Origin of the sequence: Zhihengliuella halotolerans (assembly GCF_004217565.1) — a bacterium.
Classification (GTDB): domain Bacteria; phylum Actinomycetota; class Actinomycetes; order Actinomycetales; family Micrococcaceae; genus Zhihengliuella; species Zhihengliuella halotolerans.
The window spans coordinates 1,834,865-1,855,184 of sequence record NZ_SHLA01000001.1; the positions used below are offsets into that span (position 1 = coordinate 1,834,865).

Here is a 20,320-nt window from a genome sequence, read left to right on the forward strand (position 1 = left end):
GCCGCGGCCGATAGAGTGGCCAGGTGACCCGATGGATCCAGTCGCCCGAGGCCGCTACGAGCCGGACCCCGCTGCGCGAGCGGCTGCTCGGCCGCACCGCCCCGCCCTGGTCCGCGGTACCGTCCGCGGCCCCGCTGGCCCGGGTGTCGGCCTTCGCCACCCGCCACGCTTTCTGGCTCGTGCCCGCGCTGATCACAGCCCTGGCCGCCTGGCTTCGACTCGTGAATCTGTCCGCCCCGCACGACCTGATCTTCGACGAGACCTATTACGTCAAGGACGCCTTCACGCTGCTGCAGTCCGGCTACGAGCGGCAGTGGCCCGACGAGGGAGCCGACGAGGCGTTCCTCGCCGGGAACCCGCAGCCGCTCGAGGAACGCTCCTACGTGGTGCACCCTCCCTTGGGCAAGTGGCTGATCGGGCTCGGCATGCTCGCGTTCGGCGCCGACAACGGGCTCGGCTGGCGGTTCGCCCCCGCCGTCGCGGGCACGCTGTCGGTCCTGCTCGTCTACCTCGTGGGCCGGAAGCTGCTCGGTTCGATCCTGCTCGGCGGCATCGCGGCGCTGCTCACCGCCGTCGACGGCCACCACCTCGTCATGTCGCGCACGGCCCTGCTGGACGTCTTCACGATGCTCTTCTGCCTCGCCGCGTTCTACGTGCTGCTCCTCGACCGCGACGACGGCCGCCGGCGCCTCGCCGCGAAGGTCGCCGCGGCCGCCGCGGCCGCCGACCACGGTCGCCGGGCGGGACAACTGCTCTACGGGCCGTGGAACGCGTGGCGGCCGTGGCGGATCCTCGCCGGGGTGCTCCTCGGCGCGGCGGTCGGCACCAAGTGGTCGGCGCTCGCCTTCGTCGCCGTGTTCGGCCTCATGACGGTCTTGTGGGACGTGGGAGCCCGCCGCGCCGCCGGCATCCGGCATTGGGGCGTCTCGGGGCTGCTGCGCGACGGGATCCCGGCGTTCTTCACCATGATCCCGGCCGCGGCCGTGACCTACCTGACCACGTGGACGGGCTGGCTGCGCACTGCTGGCGGCTACCACCGGCAGTGGGCGGAAAAGAACCCCGAGCAGGCGTGGCCGCTCGTGCCGGACGCGCTGCGCTCGCTCGCCGAATACCACCGCAGCGCCTACGGCTTCCACCGCGGCCTCGGCTCCGATCACTCGTGGGAGTCCGGCCCCGAGACCTGGCTCTTCGCCGGGCGCCCGGTCCTCTACCACTACGACTCCCCCACCGCCGCCGAGGGCTGCGCGTTCGAGACGTGCAGCCGCGTCGTGACGGACCTGCCGAACCCGCTGATCTGGTGGTCGGCCGCGCTCGCCCTGCTCGTCGTCGCGTTCTACTGGGCCGGCGCCCGCGACTGGCGCGCCGGGGCGATCCTCGCCGGCGTCGCCGCCGGGTTCGTGCCGTGGTGGTTCTATCCCGAGCGCACGATGTTCTTCTTCTACACGATCTCCTTCCACCCGTTCATGATGCTCGCCCTGGCCTACGCGCTCGGCCTCGCACTCGGACCCGCACGCGCCGCGGGGCCACCCCTGCTGCCGGGCACGCCGACGGGCCCGCCGCTGGGCAGGCTCCCGGCGGTCGCCGAAGCGAGCCCGCACGACGACGCGGCCACCGCGGAGGCGGCCGAACGCCGTCGCGCCGGGATCGCCGTCGTCGGGGTGTTCATGGCTCTGGCCATCGCGCTCTCCGCGTTCTTCTGGCCGGTCTGGACGGGCCAGACGATCAGCTACGAAGCATGGCATCTGCGGGTGTGGCTGCCCAGCTGGGGATAATTCGGCCCGGGAGGTGAGCGGCTCGCACCAGCGCTCTGGCTAGACTGTTGCCCGACTGCCGCCTCATCAGGAGAGAAACGTGCGCGAAGCTCGGACCGACCTGCTCGTCGAACTGCCCAAGTCCTACAACACGACCCAGCTCCTCATCGACCGGCTGAACCGCGAGAACGCCGACCCCGACTCCGCGTCGGCGATCTACGCCGCGAAGGACGGCTCCGGCCAGTGGGTCGAGATCGCCACACCCGAGTACGTGGCGCTCGTCCGCCGCCTCGCCAAGGCCTTGATCGACCTCGGCGTGGCCCCGGGGGCGCGGGTCGCGATCATGTCCCGGACCCGCTTCGAGTGGGCGCTCGTCGAGCAGGCGATCTGGTTCGCCGGCGCGGTCAGCGTGCCCGTGTACGAGACGAGCTCCGCCTACCAGGTGGAGTGGATCCTGCGGGACTCCGGCGCCCGCCACGTCTTCGCCGAGTCCGCCGAACGCGCCGCGATCGTCGAGGCCGCCGTCGCGCAGCTCGGCGAGGACGTCGAGATCTACTGTTTCGACGAGGCGCACAGCGTCGCGGGAGGCGCCGCGGCCGGCGAGGCCACGGGCGGCGTCGTCTCCGTCGGCCTGACAGCGGGCAGCGACCTCGCGCTGCTGCTCGCGGCCGGCGCGCGCTCGGCCGTCAGCGACACGGAGCTGGAGGCGGCCCGGACCTCCGCCGGGTACGACGACGTCGCGACCCTGGTCTACACGTCCGGCACGACGGGCCGCGCCAAGGGCTGCCGCATGACCCACGGCAACTTCGCGGGCGTCGCCGTGAATCTCGTCCCCCACATGCGCGAGGTCGTGCACGAGGGCTCGCGCACCCTGATGTTCCTGCCGCTCGCCCACGTGCTGGCCCGTGCCGTGCAGCAGTGCTGCGTGCACTCCGGCACGACCGTCGCCCACGGCCCGGACGTCTCCGAGCTCATGGGCGACATGGCGAGCTTCCGGCCGACGTTCCTGCTCGCGGTGCCCCGTATCTTCGAGAAGATCCGTTCCGGCGCCCTCGCCAAGGCCGAGGCCGCCGGCAAGGGTCGGATCTTCGCCCGGGCCGAGCAGGTCGCGATTGCGGTCTCGAAGCACCGCGACGCCGCGGCCCGCGGCACCGGCGCAAAGCTGCCGCTCGCCGTGCGCGCTCAGCACGCCCTGTTCGATAGGATCCTCTACCCGAAGCTGCGCGCCGTGCTTGGCGGGCGGGCCCGCTACGCGATCTCCGGGGCCGGCGCTCTGAATGACGACCTCGCACATTTCTTCCGCGGGGCGGGCATCCAGCTGCTCGAGGGCTACGGCCTGACCGAATCCACCGCGCCGGCGACCGTGAACCAGGTCGGCTCCGCGCGAGTCGGCAGCGTGGGCATCCCGATCCCGGGCACGACGGTGCGGATCGCCGAGGATTCCGAGGTGCTGCTGCGCGGCGTCGGCATTTTCGCCGGATACCAGGACAACGACGAGGCGACTGCGGCCGCGTTCACCGAGGACGGGTACTTCGCGACCGGGGACCTGGGCGAGCTGGACGCGGACGGGTTCCTCTCGATCACGGGCCGGAAGAAGGAGTTGATCGTCACCGCGGGCGGCAAGAACGTCTCCCCGGGGCCGCTCGAGGAGCTGATCCGCGCGTCCCGCCTCGTCGAGACGGCGGTCGTCGTCGGCGATCAGCGCCCGTTCATCGGCGCCCTGATCAGCCTCGACCGGCAGGAGCTGCCGAAGTGGGCCGCGGCCCGCGGCATCGACCTCGGTTCCGCCGCGGAGAATCCCGAGGTCCTCTCCGAGATCCAGTCGGCGGTCGACGCCGCGAACAAGACGGTCTCGCACGCCGAGGGCGTCAAGAAGTTCACGATCGTGGAGCACGAGTTCACCGAGGAGTCCGGCCACCTGACGCCGTCGATGAAGCTCAAGCGCACCGCCGTGATCGAGACCTGCGCCGAGGCGATCGAGGACCTCTACCGCCGCTGACCGGCCGACCCGGCGTACGCCCCGTGGAAAAACGTCCGAATGACTTCAGGACAAGGACGTCTTTCCACGGGGCGTTCGCGCAGCTGGGAGCGGACCGGGCTCAGGCGACGCGGCGCCCGTTCAGCGTGAAGCGCGCGCGGTCGCGGCGAGCGCGCGTCGGCCACGTCGCGATGAGGGTCACGACGACGGCGAGGAGCACCAGCGCGCCGACGGCGACGCCCGCGTCGATCCAGAACTGCTCCGGATAGAGCCGCAGCAGCGTGTCGGAGTACTGGAACGTCCAGGTCCCGTCGGCGAAGAACAGGGCGTGCACCCCGGTGAAGAAGGCATTCCAGTTGATGACAGCCAGTGCGGCGAGGGCCCCCGCGACGACCAGCGTGCCGACCGCGCCGGCGAACAGCGCCCGGCGCACTCCGCCCGGATAGCGCTTCATCAGGAACCCGGCCATGAGCACGGCAGCAACCAGCAGGACGAATCCGGTGGCGAAGCTTGTGGCGATCACGGCCTTCACGTCCGCCATGTGCGCGACCTCGGACTCCGTCATGAGCGGGGAACCATCGGCCGCCGTGAGGCCGCCCAGGAACCCGGCCCCTGCCGCGTTGCTGAGGTAGTCGACCCCGTACGATCCGTAGGTCAGGCGCTGGGCGGTATCCCAGCCGTACTCGTCCGCGGGGAAGCCGGGGCGGTGGTACTCGAGCCACAGGAACCAGGGGCTGGCGACGGCCTTGAGCGCGCCGATGAGCAGCAGGAACGGGTAGACGATCGCGAGCAGGGTCTGCACGATGCGCGGCCCGAGCGGTTTGGCACGCAGCGCGGCCTCGCGCGCGTCTCCGCGACGCTTGCTGTCGGCGGGGTCCGCCGCCGGCACGGCGACGGGCTCGGGAGTCGCGCGGGCGGCGGCCGCCTCAGCGGAACGCAGAATCTTCGTCGCCGATCCGGCCTCGCGGCGCGGCTCCGCGGCGGCCGCGTCGAGCATGTCGGCCGGTGCCGGTGCGCTCGCTCCCACCGTCTTGCGTTCCCCGGTGTCGGTCGCATCCTGGGCGGAGTCGGCGGAGCGGCGTCCACGACGGCTCTCGGTCAGCGGCAAGGCGGCGGTGTTCGTCGACTCCGTGCTTTTCGGAGCGTCCTCGGCACGAGGGCCCGTCGGGCGCGCGATCGGCTCGGTGGCCGCCTCGCTCGTGTTTCCGCTCTTCGCCTTCTCGCTCATGCAGTTCCTTTCGTGGCATACGTCCCTTCCCACCCTAGACCGCAGGGGCGTCCGGGACGACGAATGACCCGCGGGTGGCGCGAGGCAGGTCCGCCGGGATGAGCAGCTCAGCTTCCGGTCGCCGCCAGGGCGCGAGCCTGTGCGACGACGGCCGCCCGCCGCGAAGAGGTGGTGCTGCCCGGCGCTACGAGTGCTGTGACGTGAGGCAGACAGCGATCGGCGAGAACTAGCGAGATGAGGCTCAACAGAAGCTCGCCGGCGTGCGCGCGATCGTGGTGCGGAAGCGCGTCAGCGAGAGCGGTGACCATGGCAGCACACCCTTCAGCGCGACTCTCGGCGGATACGGGCTCGGAGAGTTCAAGGCTCTCCCAGGCCAGGAGGCGGGCGAGATGCGGGCGCATTGCGACCCTGTCGTGCAGGGCGCCGGCGACGTGGCCCAGCGCGCTCGCACCGTTTCCCGCCACGGAGATCCCCTCGAGCAGGTGCTCGACCTCAGTAGCCAGCACGGCGGCGAAGAGCCCGCTCTTGTCGCCGAAGTACTGGTAGATGCGCTCCTTGTTGACTCCTGCTTCGCGAGCGATCGAGTCGACGCGGGCACCGGCCAGGCCCACTCGGGCGAACTGCGCGGTCGCCGCGTCCAGGAGCTTGCGGCGGGTTGCCTCCGTGTCCCATGGCATGAGCTCAGCCTAACGAGTCCAACCGTTTAGTTGCAATTTTCGACTGTCGCCCTTACCGTGGGATTCCCAACCAGACGTTTGGAGTTTCGGTGCGTCCTTTCTTCTTGCAAGCCGTGGTCACGCGGACAGTGTTCTTCCCCTGGGCGCATGCCGCTTCAGGCTCGGCGCGCCCGGCGCCGCTACGGACTGCTGGCGTGGCTCGCTCGAGCAGCGTGACGTCGGAGTCGGACAGATGAGGGCGCTCGTGCTCGGGGCGCGAGGCGCAGTCGGATCCGCCGCAGCGGTCGCGCTGCGACGCGTCGGGCATGACGTCGTCGGCGCCGGCCGGTCCGCCCCGGAGGACGGTATCGCGATCGACGCGACGACTTCGACGGGACTTGCGCGGCTGCGACGTGAGGCAGCTCGAGTCGACGTGGTCCTCGACGCGAGCGGTATCGAATCCGCCGCCGTGCAGGCGGCCGTGGGCGCGACGCCGCTCGTGGACGTCTCCGCAACCGCGTCCCACCTCGAACGACTCGCCGCAGGCGTTCCGGAAGGAGGCGCGGCCCTGCTTGGTGCCGGCATCGCGCCCGGGCTCAGTACCGTGCTCGTCCGCGCCCTCCACCCGCAGCCCGGAGAGGAGATCGACGTGACGATCGTGCTCGGCGCAGGCGAATCCCACGGCCCTGCAGCCGTGGAGTGGACTGCGCGCCTTGCGGGCAACAACGTGTACGCCGCGCCAGAGTCTGCTCCGGTCGCCAACCTCCGCCAGCGACGGAGCTTCCGGACTCCCGACGGGACGCTGCGCGAGCACCTGCGGGCCGATTTCCCCGATGACCTGCTCATCGGGCGCCCGCTCGGAATCGAAGTCCGCAGCTGGCTCGCACTCGACAGCAGAATCGCGACAGCTGCACTGCGACTCGTCGGCGCCGTCCCCGCCCTGGCTCCGCTGCTCCGCCACGCCCCGCATCTCGGGGGGCGGGCCTGGAGCGTCACGGCAGCTAGACGGGGATCGACGTCGATGCTCACCGCCACAGGCGAGGGTCAATCCGGGGCCACCGGCCGGCTCGCGGCCATCGCCGCAGAACGTCTCGTGGAACTGCAACTACGCGGCGCCGTGACGATGGCGGACGCGGTGCGCTTCGATGAACTCGAGCGAGCAGGCGACGTCAGGGTCACGGCCGGGTCGACATGACAGGGTGAGGCGGTCGATCAGCGCACGGACTCCGCCTCGCTCTTCTCCGGCTGAGCTCGCCCGGAGCGCCGGCGGGTCTACGCCGCAGTCGGCGGCAGGAGGACGGGGATTCCGTCGCGCACGGGATAGACGACGCGTTCGCCGTCGTCGTCTGTCCGCGTCGAGACCAGCTCGTCGCCGCGGCGTTCGAGTGCGGACCCGGTGACAGGGCAGCGCAGGATCTTGAGCAGATCAGCAGAAAGATGGGCCATGGTCCCAGTCTATGCGCTGACGCGGCCACGACGACCGAGGGACCGCCGCGCGGCGCAACCGTTACTGACTGGGGTCGTGCAGCATGCGCAGCCGCGGCTTCGTTCCGGGCTGCGGCGTGGAATCGACGCCGGAGCCAGCCGGCGGTGTCAACTGCTGGTCGGCTGCTCGGCGGTCCTCGCCGTCGGCGCCGGCCGACCCCGTCGTCCGGACGGCGTCGACCTCGCTGGCCGGCGCCTCGCCACGTTCACTGACGGCATCGGCGAGGGCGGAGAGGTCATCGGAGGCCAGACGCGGGGCGTCGGGGATGTCGAGGCGGAGCACGTTCCAGCCACGCGGCACCGTGAGCCGGCCGGCGTGGACGGCGCAGAGGTCGTAACAGTGCGGCTCCGCGTACGTGGCCAGCGGGCCGAGCACCGCCGTGGAATCGGCGTACACGTACGTCAAAGTAGCGATGGCCGACTGTTGGCAGCCCGAACGCGAACACAGACGATTTGATCCCACGAGCCCCCACCCTACCCGCAACCCGGCGCGGAACGCTGGAGCGGCACGGCCGGCGGGATAGGCTCGGAACATGGGTTCATTCACGTTCGATTCCGGCCCCGAGCACCGCCCCTCGGGCGGGCGCGGGTTCCATCAGCGCCGCCGCAACCGGCACGGCCGCGGCATGCGCGGGCCGATGATGCCACTCTCACTGCCCGGTGCGCGGACGCGGCAGGACCGGTTCGAGGACCTCGTCGCCGAGTCCAGCATGCGGCTCGAGCAACTGCATGGTACCCGGATCGCTTCGATCCAGTTCATGGTCGCCTTCGCGCCCGACAAACCCGGGCTGGACCGGGCGACGGCGCGCGGCGAGGCGACGCCGCTGGGACGCAGCCTCCGGGTCGGTCCGCAGTCGATCTCCACGCCGGAAGGTCAGCGCTCCGTGGCCGGACAGCAGCAGGTCGTGCTCTTTCGGCGGCCGATCGAGGAACTGTCACCGTCGCCGGCGGAACTGCCGGAACTTGTCCACGACGTGGTGATCGAGCTGGTCGCCGAACTGCTGAACCTCAGCCCGGAGCAGGTCGATTCTACGTACGGCCGCAGCCACCTGCGCGGTCCCTAGCGCGTCACATCCACGGCGATGCTCCGCTGGCCCTCGCTGGCCCGCGGAATCGACGGGGTCGAGATGCCGTTGTTCCTGGCCTGCACGCGCTGCGCGCCGTACACCGCCTCGCCCGCCGCATCGATCAGCAAGGCGACCGGCTCGGGGTCCAGGTCCCGCACGTCGAACAGCTCCGTCGCGGCGCCGTCGAGCTCGATCGTTTCGGCCCGGCCGATCCCGCCGTCGGCCATGATCGGGCGGATCGTCACCTGGGACGCGCCGCCGGCCGACCCGAACACGAGATGCGTGCGGGCAGAGCGCGGCACGGCGAGCACGTGCTGGTTGCCCAACCGTGTGGCCGAAGCCGCCCAGGCGAAGTCAAGACCGCTGTCCTCGGTGCCGCGGACCGAGCGTGCCCCGGCGACAACCGTCTCGCTCGACTGCAGGGCCACCGTGTAGGTTCCCTCCTCGAGCTCGTCCAACGGGATGGTCATCACGGAATCCGCGGGCGCCTCCACCGTCGCGCCGCCGGGCACGTCGACTTCGCCGCTCGTGCGGAAGATCCGCACGTTGACCTCGGCGTCCCGTGAACCGGGGTTGGTGATCTGCAGCTCCGGCCGGGCGTCGGCGAGGTCACCCGTGGGTTCCGGGGTGTTCGACTCGTTCTGGACGACGACGCCGGGCACGACCTGCGAGGTGCCTCCGGTCTCGCCCGGCTCGAGGTATTCCACGCCGCCGGGGGTGAGGCCACGCAGGACCGACTGCTGAACGACCGCGTTCACGGGTGCGCCCGTGGAACGCACGCGCACGCTGACCGCCGGGTCCTCGGCGATGAAGCCGGCGAGGACGATGTTCTTGGTCTGGCCCGGCCCGAGCACGATGCCGCGGAGGTTGCCCGCATCGGCGCGGCCGGTGGAGCCGACGACGTCGAGATCGACGGTTGCCGCGGAGGCCGAGGGGTTGGCGAGCATCAGCAGCGCGGTACGGCCGACTTCGGTGGACGCGCCGGTGATCCACGCGTCGTTCGACGGCGACCGGCAGGAGGAGGAGGCGAATCCGGCCAGATCGCCGTCGTCCGCGCGGTAGGTCCGGGATTGCCCTGCCAACGACTTGAGGCCGCCCAACGGCTGCGCGCGCAGGACTGCCCATCCGGCTTCGCGCACGTTGTCCTGAACGGAGGCCTTCTGGCCGCTGTAGCCCTCGGCGCTCGCCCCCGATGCCTCGGCTGCCTCGGCCTCATCCAGCTGCGGGGCGAGCCGCTCGATGCTCTCGCCCTCCAGCGTCATGACGGCACTGCCGGGCAGCCGCTCGGCGGCGTCGCTGACCACGAGGGCGCGCAGGGAGGACTCGGCCGAATCCGATTCAGCAGCGAACTCCGGGTCGGTGCCCTCCGCCGTGCTTCCCTCCACAATGCGGGGGACCGGCGGGCACGAGAAGACGGCCTCGCCGGCCGGCACCTCGGACTGCGTGATGCCGAGGTCGTGGGCCGCGGTCGGCAGTCCGACGAACCCGGCGGCCGCGACTCCCCCACCTGTGCCGAGCACGAGCAGAGCTCCGACGGAGCCGGCGAGGATCTTCCGCATCCGGCGGCGGCGGGCCCGGCGGGCGCGTCGGCTCTCGACCGCCCCGGTGCCGCGCTGGGCGGCCCGGCCGGTCGTCGGCTCTGGTTTCTCCGTCATCGCTGCTCCTTCGTCGTCGACGCCGGTACCGCCGGCTCGGCGTCTGCGGCGAGATGCTCGTCCGCTTCCGCATCGTCGTCCGGCTCCGCGTCCGGCTCATCGGAGACGTGGTCGCTCGTGCGCCAGCGCGGCTGCACGAGGGCGGCCCGGCGGCGGGCCCGAACCGGAAGGACGAGTAGCAAGGCGATGAGCAGAACCAGGCCCTGCACCGCCAGCACGGGCATCGCCCACGGGTTGGAGTACTGGATGTTCAAGCGACCGGCCTCGGCCGGCAACTCGAAGGCCTGGGCCCAGCCGAGGGTCGTGGCTCGCAACGGGCGCCCGTCGTAGGTCGCCGACCAGCCCGTGGCGGCGCGCTCGGCCAGGACGACGCGGCGCCCTTCGGAGCCCGCGGGCACGTCCTGGTTCAACACCCGAGCCCGGTCGGAAGCGACCAGGTGCTCGGTCTGGAGATTGGAGCCGACGACGCGAACGCGGGCCGTGAAGTCGCCAGACTCCTCGGATCCGCCGGCCTGGACGGGGTCGACGCGCCAGAGCCAGCCGGCGTCGGTCCGGCCGACCGAGGCCAGGCCCGGGACGACGTCGATCTGGGACGCGACGTAGTCTCCGGAGGAGTCGACGTTGGTGAGGACGACGTAGTCGACACCCAGCGCACTGAGGTCGGCGCGCGGGTCAATCGCCTGCCCCGAGACGATCGAAGCGACGGTGCCGCGCAGGACGGTCGTCGCATCATCGTCCTGCTTGCGCTCCGCCTGCAGGACGGGGCCGAAGTAGCCGTCGGCCTCGGCGACCGCGGAGACGGAGTCGAGGGTCGAACCCGCACCCGAGGCGAGAGACGTCTGCACGACGCCGCCCTCGCCCTGGGTGACGACGAGCGTCCGGGACTCCGATGCGCTCCGCCCGCGATCGGCGGCCGTCGCGGGCAGGCTGCGCGGCGTGGTCGCGGTCAGCTGCGGCTCGGCGCCGTATCCAGCGCCGCCGGCGAGGAATCCCGCACCGGCGATGAGGACGGAGACCGCAGCGAAGGCGGCCGCGATTCCGGCCCAGGTGCGCGCGGCCCGGCCCTCGCGTGCCTGGGCACGCAGGCCCGGCGCCTCGCCGAAGCGCAGGCGTCCCGCCCCCACGGCCGCAGCCAGGAGCAATGCGAGGACGATGCCGGAGACGAACGGCCCGGTGAACGGGGTCACCGCCCGGCCTGAGTCGATGCTTGTGGCGATCAGCTGGGAGCCGACCGAGCCGACGAGCAGCAGCACGACGGCGGCCAGCGCGCCGCGTGCGGTCCAGCCGGCACGGTCCGGGCCCAGCGCGCCGACGACCGTGAAGGCGAGCGCGGGCAGTGCGACGAGAACCGCGGCGACGACGAGCCAGGGCACGCCCTCGGGCAGGGCGGCGAGCCCTGCCGGCGGCACGGAGGTATCCAGATTCACGGGGAAACCGAGCAGCTGCTGCCAGGACGGCGCGGCGTGGAATGCCTGCGGCACACCCGGGTCGGCGAGAAGCACCCGCAGGTTCGTGAACGCGGAGACGGCCAGACCCGCCACCATGGCGAGCGCCGGCACCGGAATCCACCAGAGGCTCTTGGCGCGCCGGCCGGCGGCCACCCCGACGACGGCGATCGCGAGGATGGTGGGCAGCAGGAGCGCGGGCGCGGCGGCGACGACGAGTGCGAACGCCAGTCCGGCCCCGGCCGCGGCCGTCCACGACATGGTTCCGGCGACGCCCGGGCGACGGGCGGACCGCGCGTCGTCGTCGTCGAGCGTGACGAGGCCGCGGCGGCGGGCACCGCCGATGCTGCGGATCACGCCGAGCGCGACGAGCGGGGCCAGCACGTGCACGACGACGGCGCCGAGGCGGCCGCTGCCCAGCGCCACCTGAAGGGTGGGCGCGAGGGCGTAGGCGACGGCGCCGAAGAGGCGAATGCCGCGCGAGCCGGTCACAGCGCTGAGCGCGAGCCACGCGAAGAGCGCGGACAGCGGCATCGCGGCGAGCACGAAGACGGTGACGGCCACGTTCGGGGCCGCGCCGCCGGCCGCGCCGATAAGGGTCAGTACGTAGTCGAAGGGGTCGGGCGCGCCCGGCATGCCGCTTCCCGTGGCCTGCCACCAATCGGTCGCGTTGTCCCAGATGTCGCCGAGCCGGGCGGAGAGCGGAAGCATCGATCCCTCGGTGAGGGCTTGCGCGCCGATGAGGTGGCGCAGGCCGACGAGCGAGAGCCCGGCCGTGACGAGGACCGCGACCAGCGCACTGACGGCAGCACTCGTACGGCTGGCGGTGACGAGTTCGGCGAAGTCGTCGCGGTCGTCGCCGGAAGGATTGGAGGCTTCGCTGGCCGCGTTCGGTTCACCGGGTGCGGACTCAAGTTCGTGGCCGGCGAGCAGGTGACGGTGGTGCTCGCGCACATCGCGCCGCCGGGTCATCAGGGAGGCGACCGCGGAGCGGCGCTGCTTCCTGGTCCGCGCGGCCGAGCGACGGGAAGCGATCAGCCTGACGGGCCGCAGGACGGCCAGCAGGGACGCGCCGAGCTGGCCGACGCCGTGGCCCGGGTCCTTCGTGACGAGGCCCGACAGGAAGCGGCCGAGCCCACCGAGTACGGCGAAGAGTGCGATGAACGGGACCAGTGGCAGCGGCGCGTGTTTGAGGCGCAGGTAGACCTGCGAACGGCGGGCGGCGAAGGGCCCGGTCAGCTGCTTGACGGCGTCGGAGACGTGGTACATCCGCGCCTGCGGCACCACGACGACGCGGTGGCCGGCGAGGCGGTTGCGCCAGCACAGGTCGAGATCGTCGCCGACGCCGGGCAGGGCGCGGTCGAACCCGCCGAGCGCGGACCAGACGTCGCGGCGGATGAGGAGGCCGGCGGAGTTGACGGCGAAGGTGTCGGAGCGGCGGTCGTGCTGGCCCTGGTCGAGCTCTTCGGCCTCGATCATGGTCAGGCGTTCGCCGGCACGGCTCATGGAGAGGCCGACGTCGAGCAGGTGGCGCGGACGGTCGGCGTCGAGCTGCTTGCAGCCGGCGATCGTCACCGATGGGCTCGCCTCGACGGCGTCCAGGAGCTTCTCGAGGGCGTCCGTGGCGGGCGCGGAGTCGTCGTGGATCAGCCAGATCCACTCCGCCTCGGGCGCTCCGGTCGGTTCGGGTCCGGCGGCGAGGCCGGCGGCGACGGAGTGCCCGAAACCGTGCGCGGTCGTCGAAACGATCGTCGCGTCGGCGGGCAGGTGGGCGCGCAGCAAGTCGGCGGACTCGTCGCGGGAGGCGGCGTCGACGCCGATGAAACGGTCGACCGGGCGGGACTGACCCGTCAGAGCCTCCAACGTGCGGGGCAGGAAGGCGGCACCGTCGCGCGTTGCAACGACGGCGGTGACGCGGAGGTGCTCGTAAATTAGACCGCTCGCTTCCGCAGCCGGCGGCGCTCGCGCTCGGAGAGCCCGCCCCAGATGCCGAAGCGCTCGTCGTTGGACAGCGCGTATTCGAGGCACTCGGAACGCACGTTGCACGCCCCGCAGACCTTCTTGGCGTCGCGGGTCGAGCCGCCCTTCTCCGGGAAGAACGCCTCGGGATCGGTCTGGGCGCAGAGGGCTTCGGTCTGCCAGCCGAGTTCGCCCTCATCCTCCTCGTATCCGAGGAGGTTCAGCCACAGGCCGCGCTCCGGCGCGCCCTCGGCCTCCTTCTCGGCCGGCAGTTCGCGCACTGGTGCGACGAGGCCCTCCGCCGGTTCGACGGCGGGTTCGCCCTCGGCGCTCTCGTGCGCGGCGAGGAAGGCGGTCGCCTGATCCTCGAGCTTGAGATCCGAAGCCTCACGGAAGCGTTCGGCAGCCGCGTCGTCGGCCGGATCGAGGAACCAATCGGCGGGCACCCCTCGGGAGCCGTAGTGCTTCGAGGCCTGGGCCTGGCTCGTATTGTGCTCGTGAATGCGTTCTGGTGTCCCCATTGTTGAGCCCTTCGACTTGCTGTTCGGCTGTACTTGCTTCTCGTATTCCGCCACCAGCGCGATCAGCGCCTTGGCTCTCAACTCGAGTGCGAGTCATCTCGTGAGAACGTATGAGGGAAGCTCATGAGTGTTCCACGGGACTAATTACACTTGTGTAACTCACCTTCCGTCAAGCGGGCAGGTGATTTTATAGACCAATCCACCGCGTGTCGTCGCACGCCACGCCGGGCGAAATCCCCGTCAGACCACGGAAGACTCTACTTCCGCGGATTCTCAGGGTTTTCACAGCATCACGAGGAGTTTGCCAATGTCGTCTCAGAACGGATCGTTACACGGTATCGAGTCGATCCTGGCTCCGCTGCGAGCGAGCCCCTCTCCCCTGCTCATCTGGCACGGGCCGTCGGGCGAGCGCGTCGAGCTCTCTGGCCGCGTGTTCGACAATTGGGTCGCCAAATCCGCCAACCTCCTCTCCGAGGAGTACGACGCCGGCCCGGGGACGTGCGTCGCGTTCGCCGCGCCCGCGCACTGGAAGACTCTGGCGCTGGCGTTCGCGGCCTGGCAGCTGGGCGCTCGCGTCGTCATCTCCGACGCGGAGGGAGCCGCCGACCTGGGTGCCGACCTCGTCGTCACGGACGCGCCGGAGACGGTCGAGGCCGACGAGATCTTGGCCGTCGCGCTCGGCTCGCTGGCCCTGAATTTCGGTGCCGAGTTGCCGTCTGGAGCTCTCGACTACGCGGCGGAGGTGCGGAGCTTCGGCGACGTCGCCTTCCCGGAATCGGTCGCCGCCGGCGCCGGGGCGCTGACGACCGCCCTCGGCACGCTGACCTTCGGCGAGCTCGTTGCGCCCGCAGGCGGGGACGGCGGAACGGCTGCCTTCGTCGCTGATGACCACGAGGCGGACGAGCCGGCGCTGGGCGCGGCCCTTCGTGCCGCCGTCGTGCAGTTCGGCCGCGGTGACGCGCTGGTCCTGTTCGGTCGCGGCGTCGAGGCGCGCGAGGCGCTGCTCGCGCAGGAACGGGCCGTGCGGAGGATCTAGCCGGAGTGAACGGGGCTCACGCGCGCGGGCCCGGCGCGGGGGCGTCCGCTGCGACGGCGTCGCGCTCGTTCGGGTGGAGCAGCTCGTGATCGTGGGCGAACTCGGGTTCCGCGTCCAACTCGGCGGTGAAGACCCAGAAGCGGTAGGCGAAGAAACGGAAGATCGTGCCCAGAATCAGGCCCACCACGCTGCCGGCGATGAAGAGGCTGGTCGTGTCCGTCAGGTGCAGCATGTACTTGGTCACCCACACGCACGCGGCGGCGATCCCGAGCCCGATCGCGTTCATGATCAGGAACATCACCAGCTCGCGGGCGATGTTGGCCTGGCGGCGGTGCCGGAACGTCCAGTAGCGGTTCGCGCCCCAGGAGAAGAAGGTCGCGACGACGCCGGCGACGATCTTCGCCTTGACCTCGGACCCGGCCATGTGACCTGACATCAGCCAGAAGTAGATGCTGCTGTCCACCACGAAGGCGGCGGCACCGACCGTTCCGAACTTCATGACCTCGCGCCAGAGCATTGAGACGAGTCCTTGGACACGCTCGATGAGTCCCCTGAACATATTCCTCCACGCGTTCGATCGCCCCGCCGGGACCCGGGCGCGGCGGTGAGACGCCGGACCCGGCCGGAGGGCACGTTAGCGATCAGTCTAGGTGTGCCCGCTGCGCGTTTTCTGTGAATACAGCCGAAATGACCGGTGTCTTCCGTCACCGGGCGGGCAGCGGCGGCCGGCTTCGGTAGGCTGGGCGGGTGAGTTTTCCTGTGATTGGCGTTGTTGGTGGCGGACAGCTGGCCCGAATGATGGCCCCCCAAGCTGTCCATCTTGGTTTCGATCTGCACGTTCTGGCCGAAGGCCCGGACGTGTCCGCGGTGAAGGCGGTGTCCTCCGCGCCCGTGGGTGACTACACGGACCTCGAGACCCTGCGCGCTTTCGCCCGCGGCAAGGACGTGGTCACCTTCGACCACGAGCACGTGCCGAACGAGCACCTGCAGACCCTGATCGACGAGGGCGTGAACGTCCAGCCGCGGCCGAGCGCGCTCGTCCACGCCCAGGACAAGCTGGTCATGCGCCGTGCGATCGAGGCCCTCGGGCTGCCGAACCCGCGCTGGGCGGCCGTCGCCTCCGTCGCCGAGCTCGTGGCGTTCGGGGACGAGGCGGGTTGGCCCGTCGTGCTGAAGACCCCGCGCGGCGGCTACGACGGCAAGGGAGTGCGCATCGTGGAGGACCACGTTGCCGCCCAAGCGTGCGCCGACTGGTTCGACGCTGGCCGCTTCGACGCCCTGCTCGCCGAGGAAAAGGTCGATTTCTCTCGCGAGCTCTCCGCCATGGTGGCCCGCACCCCGGGCGGAGAGGCCCGCGCCTGGCCCGTCGTGCACACGATTCAGGTCGACGGCGTCTGCGACGAGGTGATCGCCCCGGCGGCCGAGCTCGACCCGGCCGTCGAAGAGGCCGCCCGCGAAGCGGCGCTGACGATCGCCCGCGAGTTCGGCGTCACCGGCGCGATGGCCGCTGAGCTCTTCGAAACGCCCGGCCACGGCGCCGGATTCGTGATCAACGAGCTCGCGATGCGGCCGCACAACACCGGCCACTGGTCGATGGACGGCTGTGTGACCGGCCAGTTCGAGCAGCACCTGCGCGCCGTGCTGGATCTGCCGCTGGGCGACACGCGTCCCCTGGGTGGGCGCACCGTGATGAAGAACTACCTCGGCGGCGCCAACGAGGACCTCTACTCGATGTATCAGGCGGCCCTGGCCGCCGAACCGCGCGCCAAGATCCACGCCTACGGCAAGTCCGTGCGGCCGGGCCGTAAGATCGGGCACATCAACGTCGTCGCCGAGCCCGGCGAGAGCGTCGCCTCCGTGCGGGAGCGCGCGAACCGCGTCGCCGCCCTCATCCGAGACGGGCAGTAAGCGCCCGCCACCCCCGTCCACCGGTCACCATCACCACGGCCGGTCCAAGAACGAAGGAATGAGCATGAGCACCACGCAGCCACTGGTCGGCGTCGTCATGGGATCGGACTCCGACTGGCCGACGATGCGTCTGGCCGCCGAAGCCCTCGACGAGCTGGGCATCCCTTACGAGGCCGACGTCGTCTCCGCGCACCGCATGCCCGAGGACATGATCAGCTACGGCAAGACCGCTCACGAGCGGGGACTGCGCGTGATCATCGCCGGCGCCGGCGGAGCCGCCCACCTGCCCGGCATGCTGGCCTCCGTGACTCCGCTGCCCGTCATCGGCGTGCCCGTCCAGCTGAAGACCCTCGACGGCATGGATTCCCTGCTCTCGATCGTCCAGATGCCCGCGGGTGTCCCGGTGGCGACCGTCTCGATCAACGGCGCGCGCAACGCGGGGCTGCTCGCGGCGCGGATCCTGGCCTCCGGCGCGGGCGAGGAGGCGGCCGCCCTCCGCTCGGACCTCGTCGACTTCGCCGCCGGGCTGCGCCAGGTGGCCGCCGACAAGGGCGCCGCGCTGCGCGCGAGCATCGCCGAGCAGCGGGCGGGCGACGGGCGCTAGCCGAGACCCCATGCAGCCTTCGACGAATCAGAACCCCTCGAACCCCGGCGGCCGGCTCACCGACCCGGTCCGGAATCCCGAGCAGGCGCCAGCTCCCGTCCGCACCAAGCGGGCGTTTTTCCTCCTGCTCCTAACGATCTTCGTACCCGGCGGCGCGCAGGTGGTCGCCGGCAACCGGCGCATCGGCCGCCGCGCCCTCGTTGTCACACTGACGTGCTGGACCCTGCTGATCCTCACGGTCGCCGTCTACGTGTTCGACCGGGCCATCCTGATCTCGTTGCTGGCCCGGCCTTCGGCGCAGCTCACCCTCGCGATCCTCCTGCTCCTGCTGGCCATCGGGTGGGTACTGCTCTTCATCAACACGATCGCGATCATCCGGCCCACCCTGCTCGCCCCGGGCGCGCGCGGGATCCTCGTCGGCGCCACCGTGCTGGCCCTCGTCTGCACGGCGGGCGCGCTCGGCTACGGTTCGTTCATGCTCAACACGGGCCGCGACACGATCAAGAACGTCTTCGCCTCCGGACCCGAGATGGAGCCCGCCGACGGCCGCTACAACATCCTGGTCATGGGCGGCGATGCCGGGGCCAACCGCGAGGGCCTGCGCCCCGACACGATGATGCTCTTCAGCGTCGATGCGAAGACCGGCAAGACCGCGATCATCTCCTTCCCCCGCAATTTCCAGAACGCGCCCTTCCCCGCGGGCTCCCCGCTCGCGGACGTCTTCCCCACCGGCTTCGACTGCGGCAACGAGTGCATCCTCAACGCCCTCTACCCGGTCGTGGAGCAGAGCTACGCCGACGTCTACCCGGAGGGCTCCAACGCGGGCGCCGAGGCGATGATGGACGCGGCGGAAGGCATCACCGGCGTCGAGGTCCAGGGCTACGTCCTCGTGGACATGGCCGGTTTCGAGACGTTCATCGACGCCATGGGCGGCGTCACGGTTCAATCCGGCGGTTGGGTTCCCTTCCGCGGCCCGCAGCGCGATGACATGTACGTGCGCACGCGCTGGTTCGAACCCGGGGAACTGAAGATGGACGGGGCCGAGGCCCTCTGGTTCGCCCGGTCCCGCTACTTCACGACCGACTACCACCGCATCCGCCGGCAGCAGTGCCTGCAGCAGGCCATGATCAAGCAGTTCAACCCGCAGACGGTCCTGACCCGATTCGGGGACATCATGTCCGCCGGCGAAAATCTCGTGGAGACCAACATCCCTCAGGACCAGCTCGGCAGCTTCCTGAATCTGGCCGACAAAGCCCGCGACAGCCCGATGGAGCGCCTCACCCTTGGCGCGCCGGACTTCGGGACGAGCTCGGACAGGTTCTCGACCTACCCGGACTTCGGCCTGATCGAGGAGCGCGTGGACGAGATCCTGCTCACGGCTTCCGGCGACGCCCCCGAGCCGACACCGCAGGAGAAGCCCGAGCCGAGCGAGGACTCGTCGGATGACGGTGCGAGCGGTTCCGACGAGGACGGCGGCGACGGTGGCACCGGTGGCGAAAGCTCCGACGCCGGAGACACGGCCGGGTCCACCGAGGCGACGGACAAGCAGGACGACATCGCGGGCTGGGGATCGGAGGCTCCGACGGCTCAGCCGGATGGCTCACCCATCACCGAGGACTACCTGATCTACCTCGAGCAGACCGGGCAGACCGGCCTGTTGGAGCTGATCGCCGGCGACAACGACGAATGCACGACCTGACCGCACTCCCCACCGCGAGGATCACCTCCCAGGAGCCGCCGTGTACCACCTAGAGAACACCGTCCGCGATTACGCGTGGGGCTCCACGGACCTCATCGCTTCACTGCTGGGGCGCGCGCCCTCGGGCGGACCGGAGGCCGAATTGTGGATCGGGGCGCACCCCGGCGCCCCGTCGCTCGTACTGGGTCCGACCGCCGAACAGCACGACGGCGCCGTGCGCCTCGACGAAGTCATCGCCGCCGACCCCGTCGCGCACCTCGGCGACGAGGCCGGCGCCCGGTACGGGCGTCTGCCGTTCCTGGCCAAGGTGCTCGCGGCCGCCGCTCCTCTGTCCCTGCAGGTGCACCCGACCCTGGAGCGCGCCCGCGCCGGCTTCGCCGCCCAGCAGGCCGCCGGGCTAGCAGCGGAGCACCCGGACAGCAATTACAAGGACGACAACCACAAGCCGGAAATGCTGCTGGCTCTCACGGAGTTCACCGCGCTCTGCGGATTCCGCGAGCCGCGGGTCGCGGCGGGCCTCTTCGCGCAGCTCGCAGACTCCGGCGCCCTCTCCGAGTCGGCCCGCGAGGCCGCGGAGCAGATCGGCGCCCTGCTCGGCGCCGGCGACCTCCCCGGCGCCTTCACCGCCCTTCTGGGCGGGCGGACGCGCGAGGTCTCGCCGCCGGTCCTGGACCTCGTCGCCCAGGCGCCGGCCGCCGTCGAACGCCTGCGGGCCGACGGGGCTCGGATCGATCCCGGGCTGGCCGAGCTCGACGCCCTCAACGGGCACTACCCGGGCGATCCGGGGGTGCTGATCTCGCTGCTGCTGAACCATGTCACCCTCTCCCCCGGGCAGGCGATCGCGCTGCCGGCCGGCAACGTGCACGCGTACCTGCGCGGGCTCGGCATCGAGGTCATGGCCAGCTCGGACAACGTGCTGCGCGGCGGGCTCACGCCCAAACACGTCGATGTGGGCGAGCTGCTGGCCACGGTCGACTTCCGGCCGCTGCCGGTCCCGTTCGTGGAGCCCAACGAAACGGAGTTCGGCCAGCGCATCTACCGGCCCGGATTCGAGGAGTTCGAGCTGCAGGTCCTCGAGGTGCGCGCCGGCTCCGACGTGCCCGTCGATCAGCGCGGCCCCGCTGTCGTGCTCGTAACCTCTGGCGCGCTCGTGCTGGACGCGCCGACCGGCGACGTCCTCGTCTCCCGCGGCGAATCCGTTTTCCTGCCCGCGACGGCGGCCCCCGTCGTCGCGCGCCTGGCGCAGAGCGCCCGCGCCACCCCCGGAGACGACGACGGCGGCAGCGCTACAGCCTACGCCGTAACCCTGCCGCCGCGCGTGCAGTAGT

At 71.1% G+C, this 20,320-nt stretch carries 17 protein-coding genes; 9 read left to right on the forward strand and 8 right to left on the reverse strand.

Going from position 1 to position 20,320, the window contains the following annotated elements; translation table 11 throughout:
* Positions 1-23: 23 nt before the first annotated feature.
* Positions 24-1,772, forward strand: coding sequence for a dolichyl-phosphate-mannose--protein mannosyltransferase (locus EV380_RS08255; protein ID WP_242607544.1), 1,749 nt, complete (start codon positions 24-26; stop codon positions 1,770-1,772).
* A 79-nt stretch (positions 1,773-1,851) separates the two neighbouring features.
* On the forward strand, positions 1,852-3,750 hold the full coding sequence (locus EV380_RS08260) for an AMP-dependent synthetase/ligase (RefSeq protein ID WP_130450622.1): 1,899 nt from the start codon (positions 1,852-1,854) through the stop codon (positions 3,748-3,750).
* A 100-nt stretch (positions 3,751-3,850) separates the two neighbouring features.
* Here the strand turns inward: EV380_RS08260 and EV380_RS08265 are convergent, their stop codons facing one another.
* Entirely contained in the window at positions 3,851-4,957 is a 1,107-nt protein-coding gene (locus EV380_RS08265) for a DUF1461 domain-containing protein (RefSeq protein WP_130450624.1), read from the reverse strand.
* A gap of 107 nt (positions 4,958-5,064) precedes the next feature.
* Complete coding sequence (locus EV380_RS08270) at positions 5,065-5,634, reverse strand: TetR/AcrR family transcriptional regulator (RefSeq protein ID WP_130450626.1); 570 nt, start codon at positions 5,632-5,634, stop codon at positions 5,065-5,067.
* 244 nt (positions 5,635-5,878) lie between these two features.
* Here EV380_RS08270 and EV380_RS08275 point away from each other — a divergent pair, with 244 nt between their 5' ends.
* Positions 5,879-6,808 carry a hypothetical protein gene (locus EV380_RS08275; protein WP_207219367.1) on the forward strand — a complete coding sequence of 310 codons (930 nt, stop codon included), beginning with the start codon at positions 5,879-5,881 and terminating at the stop codon, positions 6,806-6,808.
* Positions 6,809-6,885: 77 nt separating this feature from the next.
* Here the strand turns inward: EV380_RS08275 and EV380_RS16595 are convergent, their stop codons facing one another.
* Positions 6,886-7,059 (reverse strand): Trm112 family protein, encoded by a 174-nt coding sequence (locus EV380_RS16595; RefSeq protein ID WP_165391915.1) that lies wholly within the window; start codon positions 7,057-7,059, stop codon positions 6,886-6,888.
* A 61-nt stretch (positions 7,060-7,120) separates the two neighbouring features.
* Positions 7,121-7,561, reverse strand: coding sequence for a DUF3499 domain-containing protein (locus EV380_RS08280; RefSeq protein ID WP_130450630.1), 441 nt, complete (start codon positions 7,559-7,561; stop codon positions 7,121-7,123).
* A 70-nt stretch (positions 7,562-7,631) separates the two neighbouring features.
* On the opposite strand from EV380_RS08280, the gene EV380_RS08285 reads away from it, so the two are divergent.
* Positions 7,632-8,162 carry a metallopeptidase family protein gene (locus EV380_RS08285; protein WP_130450632.1) on the forward strand — a complete coding sequence of 177 codons (531 nt, stop codon included), beginning with the start codon at positions 7,632-7,634 and terminating at the stop codon, positions 8,160-8,162.
* Here the strand turns inward: EV380_RS08285 and EV380_RS08290 are convergent.
* From EV380_RS08290 to EV380_RS16865, 3 genes are read right to left on the reverse strand one after another with little or no spacing between them, the layout of a single operon-like run.
* On the reverse strand, positions 8,159-9,820 hold the full coding sequence (locus EV380_RS08290; protein WP_130450634.1) for a DUF5719 family protein: 1,662 nt from the start codon (positions 9,818-9,820) through the stop codon (positions 8,159-8,161). The two genes, EV380_RS08285 and EV380_RS08290, sit on opposite strands and share 4 nt — an antisense overlap.
* Complete coding sequence (locus EV380_RS08295) at positions 9,817-13,311, reverse strand: glycosyltransferase (protein WP_341272765.1); 3,495 nt, start codon at positions 13,309-13,311, stop codon at positions 9,817-9,819. The genes EV380_RS08290 and EV380_RS08295 overlap by 4 nt, the downstream gene beginning before the upstream one ends.
* Positions 13,197-13,745 carry a WhiB family transcriptional regulator gene (locus tag EV380_RS16865; protein WP_102161462.1) on the reverse strand — a complete coding sequence of 183 codons (549 nt, stop codon included), beginning with the start codon at positions 13,743-13,745 and terminating at the stop codon, positions 13,197-13,199. The genes EV380_RS08295 and EV380_RS16865 overlap by 115 nt, the downstream gene beginning before the upstream one ends.
* A gap of 307 nt (positions 13,746-14,052) precedes the next feature.
* Between EV380_RS16865 and EV380_RS08305 the strand changes: the two genes are divergently transcribed.
* On the forward strand, positions 14,053-14,781 hold the full coding sequence (locus tag EV380_RS08305) for a TIGR03089 family protein (protein ID WP_130450638.1): 729 nt from the start codon (positions 14,053-14,055) through the stop codon (positions 14,779-14,781).
* Positions 14,782-14,797: 16 nt separating this feature from the next.
* Here EV380_RS08305 and EV380_RS08310 read toward each other — a convergent pair whose 3' ends face one another.
* Positions 14,798-15,340, reverse strand: coding sequence for a GtrA family protein (locus tag EV380_RS08310; RefSeq protein ID WP_130450640.1), 543 nt, complete (start codon positions 15,338-15,340; stop codon positions 14,798-14,800).
* Between the two features lie 188 nt (positions 15,341-15,528).
* Between EV380_RS08310 and EV380_RS08315 the strand changes: the two genes are divergently transcribed.
* Genes EV380_RS08315 through manA form a run of 4 tightly spaced genes read left to right on the forward strand, consistent with a single transcriptional unit; the run spans position 15,529 to position 20,319 of the window.
* The gene (locus EV380_RS08315) at positions 15,529-16,689 is read left to right on the forward strand and encodes a 5-(carboxyamino)imidazole ribonucleotide synthase (protein WP_130450642.1); all 1,161 of its coding nucleotides are present in this window, start codon (positions 15,529-15,531) and stop codon (positions 16,687-16,689) included.
* A 58-nt stretch (positions 16,690-16,747) separates the two neighbouring features.
* A complete protein-coding gene (gene purE, locus EV380_RS08320) occupies positions 16,748-17,293 on the forward strand; it encodes a 5-(carboxyamino)imidazole ribonucleotide mutase (RefSeq protein ID WP_102161454.1) in 546 nt (181 codons plus the stop codon).
* 10 nt (positions 17,294-17,303) lie between these two features.
* Complete coding sequence (locus tag EV380_RS08325) at positions 17,304-18,992, forward strand: LCP family protein (RefSeq protein ID WP_130450644.1); 1,689 nt, start codon at positions 17,304-17,306, stop codon at positions 18,990-18,992.
* A 40-nt stretch (positions 18,993-19,032) separates the two neighbouring features.
* Positions 19,033-20,319 carry a mannose-6-phosphate isomerase, class I gene (gene manA / locus EV380_RS08330; RefSeq protein WP_130450646.1) on the forward strand — a complete coding sequence of 429 codons (1,287 nt, stop codon included), beginning with the start codon at positions 19,033-19,035 and terminating at the stop codon, positions 20,317-20,319.
* Position 20,320: the final 1 nt, after the last annotated feature.

Coding starts and splice junctions, on each gene's coding strand:
- EV380_RS08265 (WP_130450624.1), bottom strand. CDS start 4,957: ATGAGCGAGAAGGCGAAGAGCGGAAACACGAGCGAGGCGGCCACCGAG.
- EV380_RS08270 (WP_130450626.1), bottom strand. CDS start 5,634: ATGCCATGGGACACGGAGGCAACCCGCCGCAAGCTCCTGGACGCGGCG.
- EV380_RS16595 (WP_165391915.1), bottom strand. CDS start 7,059: ATGGCCCATCTTTCTGCTGATCTGCTCAAGATCCTGCGCTGCCCTGTC.
- EV380_RS08285 (WP_130450632.1), top strand. CDS start 7,632: ATGGGTTCATTCACGTTCGATTCCGGCCCCGAGCACCGCCCCTCGGGC.
- EV380_RS08290 (WP_130450634.1), bottom strand. CDS start 9,820: ATGACGGAGAAACCAGAGCCGACGACCGGCCGGGCCGCCCAGCGCGGC.
- EV380_RS16865 (WP_102161462.1), bottom strand. CDS start 13,745: ATGGGGACACCAGAACGCATTCACGAGCACAATACGAGCCAGGCCCAG.
- EV380_RS08305 (WP_130450638.1), top strand. CDS start 14,053: ATGTCGTCTCAGAACGGATCGTTACACGGTATCGAGTCGATCCTGGCT.
- EV380_RS08310 (WP_130450640.1), bottom strand. CDS start 15,340: ATGTTCAGGGGACTCATCGAGCGTGTCCAAGGACTCGTCTCAATGCTC.
- purE (WP_102161454.1), top strand. CDS start 16,748: ATGAGCATGAGCACCACGCAGCCACTGGTCGGCGTCGTCATGGGATCG.
- EV380_RS08325 (WP_130450644.1), top strand. CDS start 17,304: ATGCAGCCTTCGACGAATCAGAACCCCTCGAACCCCGGCGGCCGGCTC.